Source organism: Haloarcula limicola (genome assembly GCF_010119205.1).
In the GTDB taxonomy this organism is placed as follows: domain Archaea; phylum Halobacteriota; class Halobacteria; order Halobacteriales; family Haloarculaceae; genus Haloarcula; species Haloarcula limicola.
This window is the reverse complement of record NZ_WRXM01000002.1, coordinates 157,400-170,191: the sequence shown is the minus strand read 5'-3', so window position 1 is coordinate 170,191 and position 12,792 is coordinate 157,400. Positions and strand designations below refer to the sequence as shown.

General features: G+C 68.8%; 11 protein-coding genes. 5 read left to right on the top strand and 6 right to left on the bottom strand.

The window, feature by feature from the left end:
- Window positions 1–15 precede the first annotated feature (15 nt).
- Window positions 16–2,376 (top strand): amino acid permease, encoded by a 2,361-nt coding sequence (locus tag GO488_RS10330; protein WP_162317750.1) that lies wholly within the window; start codon window positions 16–18, stop codon window positions 2,374–2,376.
- Between the two features lie 29 nt (window positions 2,377–2,405).
- On the opposite strand, the gene GO488_RS10325 is transcribed toward GO488_RS10330, so the two are convergent.
- The 4 genes from GO488_RS10325 to GO488_RS10310 all read right to left on the bottom strand — a co-directional run bounded on the left by GO488_RS10325 (window position 2,406) and on the right by GO488_RS10310 (window position 5,774).
- Window positions 2,406–2,954, bottom strand: a complete 549-nt coding sequence (locus tag GO488_RS10325; RefSeq protein WP_162317749.1) for a peptidylprolyl isomerase — start codon at window positions 2,952–2,954, stop codon at window positions 2,406–2,408.
- A 76-nt stretch (window positions 2,955–3,030) separates the two neighbouring features.
- On the bottom strand, window positions 3,031–3,957 hold the full coding sequence (locus tag GO488_RS10320) for an alpha/beta fold hydrolase (protein ID WP_162317748.1): 927 nt from the start codon (window positions 3,955–3,957) through the stop codon (window positions 3,031–3,033).
- A gap of 57 nt (window positions 3,958–4,014) precedes the next feature.
- Window positions 4,015–4,620 (bottom strand): NADPH-dependent F420 reductase, encoded by a 606-nt coding sequence (locus tag GO488_RS10315; RefSeq protein ID WP_162317747.1) that lies wholly within the window; start codon window positions 4,618–4,620, stop codon window positions 4,015–4,017.
- A gap of 68 nt (window positions 4,621–4,688) precedes the next feature.
- Window positions 4,689–5,774, bottom strand: coding sequence for an anthranilate phosphoribosyltransferase (locus tag GO488_RS10310; RefSeq protein WP_162317746.1), 1,086 nt, complete (start codon window positions 5,772–5,774; stop codon window positions 4,689–4,691).
- 104 nt (window positions 5,775–5,878) lie between these two features.
- Between GO488_RS10310 and ahbB the strand changes: the two genes are divergently transcribed.
- From ahbB to mptA, 3 genes are all read left to right on the top strand, one after another.
- Window positions 5,879–6,976, top strand: a complete 1,098-nt coding sequence (gene ahbB, locus GO488_RS10305) for a siroheme decarboxylase subunit beta (RefSeq protein ID WP_162317745.1) — start codon at window positions 5,879–5,881, stop codon at window positions 6,974–6,976.
- A 121-nt stretch (window positions 6,977–7,097) separates the two neighbouring features.
- Entirely contained in the window at window positions 7,098–7,685 is a 588-nt protein-coding gene (locus GO488_RS10300) for a HalX domain-containing protein (RefSeq protein ID WP_162317744.1), read from the top strand.
- 76 nt (window positions 7,686–7,761) lie between these two features.
- A complete protein-coding gene (mptA, locus tag GO488_RS10295; RefSeq protein WP_162317743.1) occupies window positions 7,762–8,691 on the top strand; it encodes a GTP cyclohydrolase MptA in 930 nt (309 codons plus the stop codon).
- A 43-nt stretch (window positions 8,692–8,734) separates the two neighbouring features.
- On the opposite strand, the gene GO488_RS10290 is transcribed toward mptA, so the two are convergent.
- Window positions 8,735–9,541 carry a TrmB family transcriptional regulator gene (locus GO488_RS10290; protein WP_162317742.1) on the bottom strand — a complete coding sequence of 269 codons (807 nt, stop codon included), beginning with the start codon at window positions 9,539–9,541 and terminating at the stop codon, window positions 8,735–8,737.
- A 119-nt stretch (window positions 9,542–9,660) separates the two neighbouring features.
- Window positions 9,661–11,271 carry a DUF255 domain-containing protein gene (locus GO488_RS10285; protein WP_162317741.1) on the bottom strand — a complete coding sequence of 537 codons (1,611 nt, stop codon included), beginning with the start codon at window positions 11,269–11,271 and terminating at the stop codon, window positions 9,661–9,663.
- 103 nt (window positions 11,272–11,374) lie between these two features.
- Here GO488_RS10285 and GO488_RS10280 point away from each other — a divergent pair, with 103 nt between their 5' ends.
- Entirely contained in the window at window positions 11,375–12,751 is a 1,377-nt protein-coding gene (locus tag GO488_RS10280) for a cytochrome P450 (RefSeq protein ID WP_162317740.1), read from the top strand.
- The last annotated feature ends 41 nt before the right edge of the window (window positions 12,752–12,792 follow it).

Genomic DNA, 12,792 nt, shown 5'->3' with positions numbered 1-12,792 from the left:
CTGTCCAGACGACTAATGGTCGAGCACACCCGGACCCTGGACTTCAAGATAGCGTTCGCCATCGGTCTCGGGACGATGATCGCCGCGGGGATCTTCTCGCTCTCAGGGACCGCCGTGGCGGCCATCGGCTCCAGCGCCGTCATCGCCTTCGTCATCGCCGCGGTCATCGCGGGCGTGACGGCGGCGGCGTACTCCGAGTTCGCCTCCATCTACTCCGAGAACGGCGGCGGCTACCTGTTCTGTTCGCGGACCTTCGAGGACCGCGACCTCTTGACCTACGCCATCGGGATGTCGCTGTTCCTGGGCTACACCGGGACGACGGCGTTCTACCTGGCCACGATGGACGAGTGGTTCTTCGAGTTCGTCCTGCCGGAGTGGCTCCACTTTCTCCCCCACGGGACGACCGGCGTCCTCGCGGCGCTCCTCTTGGGCGCGCTGAACGCGCAGGGGACCGAGGAGAGCGGCGGGTTCCAACTCGTCGTCACCGGCGCGAAGGTCGCCGTGCTGTTCGCGTTCATCGGCGGCGCGTTCGCCTTCCGCGGCCCCTCCACGGCGGTCGGGAACTTCGCCGCCAACTTCGGCGGCGGCCCCATCGACATTCTCACCATCTCCGCGCTCGCGTTCATCACCTTCTTCGGCTTCTCGGCCATCGCGGCCAGCGCCGGGGAGATCATCGAACCCCAGAAGACGGTCCCCCGGGCCATCGCGGCGAGCATGGTCACGGTCACGGTGCTGTACGCGTTCGTCATTATCGCGATGGTGAACTCGCCGGTTCCGGCCGAAGTCATCGCCCGGCAGGGCGAGACGGCGATGGGGGAAGTCGCCGCCGGCTTCCTCGGTCCCATCGGTCGCTCGCTCATCGTCGCCGGGGCCATCTTCTCGATGGTGTCGGCTTCGAACGCCTCGATTCTCGCGGCCAGCAGCATCGGGTCACTGATGGGCCGGCAGGGACAGGCCCCGCGTCGCTTCTCTCGCATCCACCGGAAGTACGGCACGCCCTTCTGGAGCATCGTCACCGCGACAGTGGTGATCGTCGCGCTCATCGTCCTCTTCATCGCGGTCTTCCCGGCGGAGGGCGGCCTGGTGCCGTTCGACCTCACGATATCGCTCCCGCTTCTCGGCTCGCTCGCGCTGACGAATCTCGGCCTCGAAGCGCTGACCGGGTTCGCCACGCTGAACCTCCTGATGCCGCTCGCCGTGGTCAACGTCGCGCTGATCTACTCGCGGCAGAAGCTCCCCGACATCACGCGCGGGTTCGAGGTTCCCGGCGTCCCGGTGGTGCCGATCATCGGCGTGCTGGCGAACATCGGCCTCATCTACAACCTCCCGCGCATCGGCGTCGTGGTCGGACTCATCATGACCGCGACGCTCGTCGTCGCCTATCTCCTCTGGGGCGGCGCGCCGGAGACCGACGACCTCCTCCGAGAGGTCGTCCCCGAATCGGGACCGTCGGCGACCGCGAACGGCACGGGCGAAGCGGAGGGAGACGTGTTCCGCGTCCTCATCCCCGTCGCTCGGCCGGACCGGGCGCTCCGATACGTCCGTCTCGCGGGCGCGCTCGCGGCGGTATCGGACGAACGACCGCTGATCCACGTCCTCAACGTCACGCAGGTGCCCGACCAGACGCCGTGGGAGACGGTACAGGACACCGCTCGCGGCCGCACCGAACGCATCCAGGACGAACTCGACAGTTCGGACGTGGGCGTCGACTACACCGTCGAGGGCCACACCTGTCGGGACGTGGCGTTCGACATCGTCCAGACCGCCCGCGACGACGGGGCCGACCTCATCCTGATGGGGTACCCCGAGCGCCATCACGACGTGACCGAGACGGTCGAACGCGAAGCCCCCTGTGACGTGTTCTTCGCCGGCCAGACGGCGTCGGCCGAGGACTTAGACGTCATCAACATCGGCGCCGGCGGCGGCCCGCACCACCAGGCGCTGCTGCCGCTCGTGAACGCGCTCGGACAGCACGGCAGCGAACTCCACCTCATCAACGTCTCCTCGGGCGAACGCGGCACCGACGAGACCCCCGGCGCGACGCTCGACGCACTGGAGGGCGTCGAGCGGACGGAGGTCCACAACGTCACCGCCAGCTCCGTCGCGGCCGGGCTCGTCGAGACGGCGGCCGAGAACGGGGGTATCCTCGTCGTCGGCGCGTCCCGGGACCGCTGGCTCAGACAGGCGCTGTTCGGCAGCACGCCCGACGAGGTGATCGCGCTGGCCGCGGAGATGGACGTGCCGGTGCTCGTCTACGCCAGCGAGACGGGCGTCTCCGACAGGGTGAGCGAACGGCTGTTCCCGGTCGTGCGGTACGTCAGAAAGCGGCTGCCGCTCACGGGGTCGAAACAGAGCGGCAGTCCGAACCGGAGCTAGAGCGGCTGTTTTCGCGGTCTCTCAGCCTCTCAGCGACTGATCTCGACGGATTCGAGGAGGATGTCGGAGGTCGGCGCGTCGTTCATGTCCGTGTCGGCCTCGGCGATGGACTCGACGACGTCCATGCCGTCGACGACCTTCCCGAAGACGGCGTGCTTCCCGTCGAGGTGCGGCTGGGCACCGAGTGTGATGAAGAACTGCGAACCGTTGGTGTCGGGGCCGCGGTTAGCCATGCTGACGACGCCCGCGCCGTCGTGCGAGAGGTCGTCGTCGAACTCGTCGTCGAAGGTGTAGCCGGGGCCGCCGCGGCCGGTCCCGGTCGGGTCGCCCATCTGGACCATGAAGTCGTCGATGATGCGGTGGATCTCGATGTCCGTGTAGAGCGGGTCGATCCGCTTCTCGCCGGAGTCGGGGTCCTCCCACGCGCCGGTGCCGGGTCCGACCTCCGCCTCGTCGTAGTCGTCCGCGCCCTCGGAGAGGCCGACGAAGTTCTCGACGGTGTTCGGGACCTCGTCCTCGAACAGTTCGATCTCGATATCGCCCTCGGTAGTGTGAAGCGTCGCGGTCAGGTCGCTCATACCCGGCCGGACGGCAGCACGGCAGAAAAGCCTGCCCCTCACCGCTCGGGAACCGCCGCGTCGGGCCGGACGGGTCTCAGGATAGATGTGAGAGCAGATGCTCGCTCACGCGGTCGGGCGCGTCGAACTGCACCCAGTGGCTCGCGTCGGGGAGCCGTTCGATCCGGATGTCTGCCACCCACTCGTCGAGGCCCTCGGTGAGGCGAACGTCGAGCATCCCGTCTCGCTCGCCCCAGACCAGCAGCGTCGGCACCTCGACGGACGCCTCGCCGAGACCGCCCCGCGTGAGCGTCAGTCGCGCGTTCCGGCGGAACAGCGACCGGTAGTAGTTGACGGCCGCCGTCAGCGCGCCCGGTCGGTCGAGCGCGGCCTCGTATCGCTCGATATCCGTCTCGGTGAACGCGTCCGGTCGGACGGGCTTCTCGCGGAGCATTCGCTCCAGGGCGGCGAAGTCGTCGTGCCGCAGGCTCCATTCGGGGACGCGCGGCACCTGGAAGGCGAAGGCGTACCACGACTTCGCCAGCTGGGCGGGCGAGCGCCGGAGTGCCCGCTCGTACCGCGCGGGGTGGGGCGCGTTCAGCACGGCCAATCGGTCCACGAGGCCGGGGCGATCGATGGCGGTCTGCCACGCGACGAGGCCGCCCCAGTCGTGGCCGACGACGTGTGCGCTCTCGCGGCCGAACGCCCGAACCGCTCCCGCCACGTCGCTCACCAGTTCGTCGACGTGATAGGCGTCGACGCCGTCGGGCTTCTCCGAGCGGTTGTATCCGCGCATGTCCGGCGCGACGACGCGATAGCCCGCCTCGGCCAGCGCCGGGATCTGGTGGTGCCACGCGTACCAGAACTCCGGGAAGCCGTGGAGGAGGACGACCAACTCGCCGTCTTCGGGGCCCGCGGTGACGGCGTGCAACTCCACGCCGTTCGTCTCGACGGTCTCGTGAGACCACGCCTCGCCGTCGGCGGGGACGGTCCACTCGGTGGCGGCCGCGTCGGTGGCTGGCATCGGTCGACGTTAGCGGCGGGCGGGGTTGTGGGTTTCGTCGGCGCGACGGCCCGCCGCTCACTCTCGCAGGAGTCGGAAGCCGATGTCCCGGCCGCGGTCCGCGCTGAGGTGGATCCAGAGGCGCGCGAGGTGTTCGAGGTGGGTCGCGGCCCCGAGGTCGCCGGCGACGAGGGGGTCGAAACCGAGGTCGGCGGCGAGCGTCGTCACCGTCTCGCGGGCCGATCGGTCGTCGCCGGCGACGAACATGGTCGCCCGCTCCCCGTCGATCTCGGGGGCCGTCATCCGCTCCGCGCCGATGGTGTTGAACGCCTTGACGACGCGGGCGTCGGGGGCCGCGTCGGCGACGCGAGCGGCCAGCGACCGCTCGGCCGTCGCCTCGGGGTACTCGTTGGTCGCGTCTATCACGGGCTTCGCTCGGAGGTGTCCGGCGAGGTCGGCCGCGACGACCGGCGCGGCGCCGCCCGGCACCGCGAGGACGACCACCTCGCCGTCCTCGGCGGCCTGCCCCTGCGGTTCGACGGCCACCTCGTCGCCGACCGCTCCGAGCCCGTTCGGCGGCGAATCCGGCGTGCGAGAGCCGAGGACGACGTCGTGGCCCGCGCCGACGAAGCCGCGGGCGAGAGCGGTGCCGACGTTTCCGGTACCGATGATACCGATGCGCATACTTCGAGTAGGGGGAACGGAACGAAAAGCGTTCGTGCGGGTCTCGACGCCGCCGGCGGGACCCCGCGTCAGAAGTCCCGCAGCGCTTCGAGCGCCTCGGCCGCGCTGCCGTCCTCGATGGCCCCTCGGGCCTGTTCTAGACCGTCCTCGATGCTGTCGGCGTCCTCGCGGGCGTAGATACGCAGGGCGGCGTTGAGCGCGACGGCGTCGGCGAAGCCGTCGGTTCGCTCGCCGGTCAGGACTGCCTCGGTGACGGCGGCGGAGTCGCCGGCCACGTCGTCGACTTCGAGGTCCTCGCTCGTCACGTCCATGCCGTAGTCGCCGGTGCGGATCTCGAAGTCGGCGATGTCCTCGTCGTCCGAATCGCCGCCCTCGACGGGCCACTCGGCGACCACCGTCTCGCCGGGGCGCACGTCGTCGTAGCCCTCCATCCCCTGGAAGAACAGGGCGCGCGAGACGGTGCTGGTCTCGGCGTTCTTGAGGGTGCGAACCATCTTCTTGGCGAACGGCAGGTGATAGAAGCTACCGAGGTGGACGCCGGCGTTGGCGGGGTTGGCGAGCGTCTCGACGGTGTTGACGAAGGTCCGGACGCCCATCATGTCACGGCGTTCGGACAGTTTCTCGATACCGGGGTTGAACCGGGGCTGGTAGTAGAAGCCGAAGCCGACTTCGTCGACCATCCCGGCGCTGTCTTCGGGTTCGAGGTCGGTGCGGACGCCGAGTTCGTCCAGCACGTGCTTGTAGGCGTCCTGTTTCTGGGTCGGGACGCGGTCGCCCGAGTGGACGACGACGGGCGTCCCGGCGGCGGCGGCGACGAGGCCGGCCCCGACGCCGAAGATGGCCGACCGGCCCTTGCCGTCGTAGTTCGCGCCGCAGTCGACGGGGTCGGCGTCGGGTTCGGCGGTGACGACGGACTCCTCGCGCATCACGTCGACGTACGCCCCCAGTTCCTCGGGGTTGTTGCGCTTCCAGCGGTTGGCGAGCCAGAACGCGCCCAGCGTCGTGTGATCCGGTTCCCCGGCGAGGATGCGCCGGAAGGCCTCGCTGGCCTGCTCGCGAGTCATGTCGTCGGCGGACTTGTGTCCGGAGCCGACGACTTCCGTCATCAGCCGCTTGAGCGGCCAGTCGCCGTACTCAGGGGTCGTTTGTGCCATAGGAGGGACTTCGACACGGAGTTTGAAAGCCCCTGTGTTTCCCTCGCATATTGTGACGGCGACGGCCCGAAAGTGATACCAGTATTCGCTCCTAAGCCCGGCCAATGAGCCTTCCGTCGGGCGACTGGCGCGAGCGCATCGACGACGTGGACGCCGCGCTGGTCGACGGCTTCCAGAGCGACTTCCCGGTGTGTGAACGCCCCTTCGAGGCGGTGGGTGAGCAGTTAGGTATCACGGGCGAGGAGGCCCTCGAACGGGTCGAGCGCCTGCACGACGAGCGGATCTTCCGGCGGTTCGGTCCAGTACTAAATCCGCCGGTCATCGGCTCGTCGACGCTCGCGGCGGTTTCGGTCCCGCCGGAGCGATTCGACGAGGTGGCCGCCGTCGTCAACGACTACCGGCAGGTGAACCACAACTACGCCCGCGACCACGAGTGGAACATGTGGTTCGTCGTCACCGCCGGCTCCCGCGACCGGCGCGACGAGATCCTCGCCGACATCGAGGACCGTACGGGCTGTGAGGTGCTGGTCTTGCCGATGCTGACCGACTACTACATCGACCTCGAATTTCCGGTGGTCAACGGCGACAGGTTCGCCAGGGAGACGCGCCCCGAGGGCGGGTCTCCGGATGGGCGAGCGGCCGATAGGCCGCGAGTTCGCGAGTCCATCGAGGGGACCGACGCCAGCGCGACCCGGATCAGCGAGGACGCCGCGGCCGACCTCACGGCGCTGGACAGGCGGCTCCTGCTGGCGATCCAGGAGGGGTTCCCGCTCTCGGAGACGCCGTACCGCGATGTCGCGACGGCTATCGACGCGGACGTTGCCGACGTGCTCGCCGCCGTCCGGAAGCTCCGCGAGACGGGCTGTATCAAGCGCGTCGGTTGTGTCGTCAACCACGTCACGACCGGCTTCGACAACAACTGCATGGTCGTCTGGGACGTCCCAGACGAGCAGTTGGACGAGCGCGGCGAGCGCGTCGGCGCGTTACCGTCCGTCACGCTCTGTTATCACCGACCGCGTCGGCCCGAACAGAACTGGCCGTACAACCTTTTCACCATGATTCACGGCCGGGACGCCGACGCCGTCGACGAGCGGATCGACGAACTGGCGGCGGAGTTCCTGCCGTACGACCACGACCGCCTCTACTCGACGGCTACGCTGAAGCAGACTGGCGCGCAGTACGACGACATCGTCGGGGAGTAATCGTCGGCAGTTCCGAAGCGAGCGTAGTTTCTCCGGTTCGAGGTCGGGACTCGGAACTGACGGTTAACTGACGGGTAGCGGAACGCTTTTATCATCATTTGACACACCGATAGGTGGACAGATGACAACCGGTGGGGAAGACACGATTCTCGTCGTCGACGACGAGGCCGACGTCGCCGACGCGTACGCCGCACAGCTCCGCGAGCGATACGCCGTCGAGACGGCGTATAGCGGCGAGTCGGCGCTTGACGCCCTCGACGAGTCGGTCGACGTGGTGCTGCTCGACCGTCGGATGCCGGGGGTCTCCGGGGACGAGGTGCTGTCGACTATCCGCGAGCGAGGGCCTGGGATGCGAGTGGCGATGGTGACGGCGGTCGAACCGGGCTTCGACATCGTCGAGATGCCCTTCGACGACTACGTCGTCAAGCCGGTCTCGCGGGGCGCGTTGTACGAGACGATAGAGCATCTCATGCGGTGTGCCACCTACGAAAAGCGGATACGAGAGTACTACGCGCTGACGGGGAAACGCGCGGCGCTGGTGGCGAACAAGTCCCAGGCCGAACTCGCCACGAGCGAGGCGTTCCAGTCCCTCGAACGGGAGATCGACGCCGTCCGGGAGACCCTCGACGACGTCACCGCGGGGTTCGACGAGACCGACTTCGAAGCCGTGTTCCGCGACCTGAACCGGGCGTCGCCGGCGACGGAGTGACCTGGACGAGCGCATCCGGCCGCCGAAACCGCGGGTTTCGAAAGCCCTAACCCGGTCTCTTCCATAACCGTGTTCAATGAGCCAGCAACTGCCGGACGTGCAGGCGTCGAGTCCGGATGTGACAGTGGGTCTCAACCGCGTCGGCGTGACGGGCGTCGAGAAGCTCGTCAAACTCGGTCGGCGGGACCGCGACCCGATCGTCCTGATGGCCGAGTTCGAGGTGTTCGTCGACCTCCCGTCCTGGCGGAAGGGCGCGGACATGTCCCGCAACATGGAGGTCATCGACGAGACGTTGGAGACCGCGGTCTCCGAGCAGGCCTACCGCGTCGAGGACGTCTGCGGCGACGCCGCCGACCTCCTCTTGGAGAAACACGACTACACGACGAAGGCGGAGGTCCGGATGGAAGCCGAGTACGTCACCCACGAGAAGACCCCCGAGAGCGGGATGGCCACCCAGTCGACGGCCGACATCATCGCCTCGGCGACGGCCACCGAGGAGGGCACCAGCGAGGAGATCGGTGCCCGCGTCACCGGGATGACGGTGTGTCCCTGTTCGCAGGGGATGTCCGCCGCTCGCGCCCGCGAGACGCTCCGCGGTATGAACATCGAGGACGAGGTCATCGACGAGTTCTTAGAGACGATGCCCCAGGCCGGTCACTCCCAGCGGGGCCACGCCACGCTGACGGTCAAGAGCGACGGCGCGCCGGAAGTGGACCTCAACGAACTCATCGAGGTGGCTCGCGATTCGATGAGCGCCCGCATCTACAACCTCGCGAAGCGGCCCGACGAGGACCACATGACCTACGAGGCACACAGGGACGCGAAGTTCGTCGAGGACTGCGTCAGAGCGCTCGCCGAGGGCGTCGTCGAGCACTTCCCGGAGCTCTCCGACGACGCGATCGTCACGATGAAACAGTCCAACGACGAGTCGATCCACCAGCACAACGCCCACGCCGAGCGGGTGGCGGAACTGGGCGACCTCCGTAGCGAACTCGAAACGGCCTGAGAGCGGGCGAAAACGAGCCTGCGCCCGGCGAGCGAGAGCGGGTTCAGGGCGGGTTGATGGTCTGGGCCTCGGCCCAGTGGTCGTCGAAGGCGGCGCTGATATCGGCGGTGAACTCCGGGTCCTTGAGGTCGATGACGCCGAACATCTCGTCGCGACCGAGCGGGTGCGGCACCTCGATGCACACCTCGACGTCGTCGATGAGTTCGAACGTCGTCGTCACGTTGGGACTGGCGCGAGCGCTGTAGTTCTCGTGGGGGCTGAGCCGCTCGTAGTACTCCCGGTTGACCTCCCGCGGGAGGGTCTTGAACAGGTCCGGTCGGACCAGCAGCGACACCTCGACGCCGCGTTCGAGCGCCGATTCGAGTTCGTCGACGATGCGCTCGGTCGCCTCGACGACGTCGACCTGTCTGGCCGGGATCGACCCGACCATGACGATGCGGGAGTCGGCGGCCGCCAGCCGCTCTAAGAGGAGGTCGAGCGTCTCGTCCTGTCCGACGGCGGCCGTCCAGAACGGTTCGTTCACCGGCTCGGCCGACTCCAGTTGTTCCGAGAGGTCCTCGACGATGCCCTCGTACTGGTTCGCCTTCTCCGCGAGCTCCTGTTTCTTGTCGTCTAACAGTCGGTCCAGCGCGGTGTCGGGCTCGACGGCGACGTACTTCTTGGGCCGACTCGCCGTCTGACTCCGCACGAGGTTGTACGTCTCTAAACTGTTCAACACGTCGTAGATGCGCCCCATCGGAACGTCGCTCGCTCGCGAGAGGTCCTTCGCCGTCGTCGGCCCCGTCTCCAGGAGGGACCGGTACGCTCTGGCCTCGTACTCGGAGAGGCCGAGGTCTCTCAGACTCGCCATGTTTCCTAATATTATTCGGGGGGCATAAACTCAGCGAAGGTTTACCGTTTCTCACCGTTGCTCGCGGTTCATAGCCGACCGAATAGCCGCTGGCCGGTCTCCAGGCGGTCGACGGTCGGTCAGTCGCCGGTCAGCGCCGCTTCGAGGTCGGCGGGCGCGGACGCCTCGGCCGTGACGGTCTCGCCCTCGTATCGGCGGGCGGTCCCGTCGCCGTCGGGGTCGGGGACGACCGTCGTCTCGTGGTCGGCCAGCCGGAGCGCCGCCCGGTGCAGGTCGGTGCCGGCCTCGGTGCCGACGACCAGTCGCTGCGGGTCGAGCAGCCGGGCGGCGACGCCGGCGTAGCCGGCCACCTCGACGCCCATCCGCTCGGCCGCGCCGGCGAACGATTCGACGGCCTCGGTCGCCACCTCGCGGTAGCGGTCCTCGCCGGTGAGCGCCGCGAGGTCGACGAGCGCGTCGGCCAGCTCCACCGTGGCGTCAAGCGGGTGGAGCGAGCGCCCACAGAGCCCCGCGCCCGTATCGGGACCGTCGCGGAACGCGCCGGTCCCCTGCTGGCGGTTCTCGATGGTCCAGTCGGCGACGGCCTCGGCCGGGCCGCCCTCGCCGAGGACCTGCCAGCTCGTGGTCAGTCCCTGCAGCAACTGCGCCTGGTCCGAGAGGAGGCCGGCGTCGCTGTCGTCGCCGGCGTAGTGAGCCACTTCGCCCCCTTCGACGAGGGCGTCACAGACGTGATCGCGCGCCCGTCGCGCGTACCGCTCGGCGCGCTCGTCGTCCGTGTAGGCGTGGAACCACAGCAGGCCGTCGATCGCCAGCCCGTTCCGGTCGGCGAACACCGTCTCGTCGACGTGCGGGACCTCGCGGGCCTCTCGTTCGCTCGCGCCGAGCTGGTAGTAGTCGTCGTCGCCGGCCTGACTGGCCGCGAAGGCCTCGCCCGACCAGAGGTCGGTCGTGAGGTACTCGACGGTCCGCCGGGCGGCGTCGCGGTAGGCGTCGGTGCCGGTGTAGCGGTAGCCGTGGGCGAACGCCCGCACGAGCGCCGCGTTCTCGTCTGTGAGCTTCTCCCGGCGCGGGTTCGACCAGTCGCGGCCGGTCCCGTAGCGGAAGAAGCCGCCGTCGTACGTGTCGAGGAGGTGCGTGCGGACGGCTTCGAGCGTGCGCGTCGCCTGGTCGCGGGCGCGCACCAGCGCGAACTCGACAGTTCGGGGAAGCGGGAACTTCACGTCGGTTCCCCAGCCGCCGTATTCCTCGTCGAACGCGCCGAGCAACTGCTCGATCATGTGCTCCTCGATTCGCGGGCGCAGCTCCCCGGCCGGCGGCGCTTCGTCGCGCAACTGCCGCGGGATCGACCCGGCCGCGGCCCCCTTCGCGTCCCAGGACTCCCGGACGCTGTCGAGGATACCGCGGAACCCGTCGGGACCGAGGAACGTCGCGCCGGTGATGACCTCGCCCTCGGGGGTGAGAAACACCGTCGAGGGGAATCCGCCCATGGTGTAGCGTTCGCGCACGCGGGAGTTCCGGTCGGCGTCGACGCGGACCGGGACGAACCCGTCGTTGATGTTCGCCGCGATGCGCGGCTCGCCGAACACGCCGCGGTCCATCGCCCGGCATTCGGGGCTCCAGGCTACCGTCAGCGACAGTAGGACCGGCTTGCCGCTGCCGGCGGCGCGTTCGAACGCCGCCGCCCCCCACTCGCGCCACTCGACTTTCGTCTCCGCCGCGAACTCGTCCATACCGCGTCTCGGTGACGGCCGTACAAAGGCCCTCTCACTCCGGTGAGATTTCCGGCCGCGGCCCCGGCGAAAGACCGATTCCGGCGCAGTCCCAACTCCGAGTATGAGCCCCGAACAGGTCCGGTCGACGCGGCGCGGACCGACGACGCCGGGCGACCGACCGCCCCGCCTCGGTCGGATTCCCCTCCTCGACAACACGCTCTCGATGCTCCGAGACCCGCTCGGCTTCTACGACCGCGTGGGCGCGATGGACGCCGACGTGGTCGGCTACAACGTCGCCGGGACGACGGGCTACTTCCTCACCCACCCGGACCTCGTCGAGGAGGTGCTGGTCACGAACGAGGGCGACTACGAGAAGGGTCGGCTCCTCCGCGACACGCTGGGGGAGTTCATCGGGAAGGGCCTCTTCCTGCTGGAGGGCGAGGAGTGGCAGCGCCAGCGGACCGCCCTCCAACCCGCGTTCTACCGCGAACGGATCGCCACCTACGGCGAGACGATGACCGACTTCACCGCCGAGACCGCCGCCGGGTGGGACGACGGCGACCGCGTCGACCTGCTGCCGGAGATGCAGTCGCTCACGCTCCGCATCCTCGGGAAGACCCTCCTGGACATCGACGTCGAGCGGACCGCCGCGACGCTCGAACCGCTGCTCGACGCGCTTCGGACACGGACTGATCCCAGTTCGCTGTCGGCGTACGTTCCCCTCGGCGTTCCGACGCCGAGCAACCGCCGGATCAAGCGCACCCGCGCGGCCTTCGAGGCGACGCTCGACGAGGTCATCGCCGAGCGGCGGGCCGAGGCCACCGAGACGCGCGAGGCCCGCGACGACGTGCTCTCGCTGTTGCTCTCGCTCGACGAGGAGACGATGGACCGCGAGCGGCTCGGCCACCAACTGCTGACGTTTCTGGTGGCGGGCCACGACACGACGGCGCTGACGCTGACCTACGCGTGGTTCCTGCTCGGGAACCACCCCGAGCGACAGCGCCGCCTCCGCGAGGAACTCGACGAGACGCTCGGCAGATCGGACCCGACGCCCGCCGACCTCTTCGAGTTGCCCTACCTCGACTCGGTGCTGACCGAGGTGTTGCGCCTCTACCCGCCGGCGTTTACGACGTTTCGCCAGCCCACTCGCCCGGTCACGCTCGGCGGGTACGACATCGGAACAGACGCCCAGCTGACGATTCCCCAGTGGCTCGTCCACCGCGACGAGCGGTGGTACGACGCCCCCGATGCCTTCCGCCCCGAGCGCTGGACCGACGAGTTCGAGGCCGACCTGCCCGACTACGCCTACTACCCCTTCGGCGGCGGCCCGCGCCACTGCATCGGTATGCGCTTCGCCCGGATGGAGGCCAAACTCGCCATCGCCACGCTCGCCCAGCGATTTCGCTTCGAGGCGGTGACCGAACCGCCGCTGGACTTGGCGATGCGTATCACGCTCTCGCCGACGGACCCGGTGCGAGCGCGCGTCCGCGAGCGGTAGCGGAGTCGCCCCGCCCGCTTCGCCCAGCGGGTCGCTTTCCG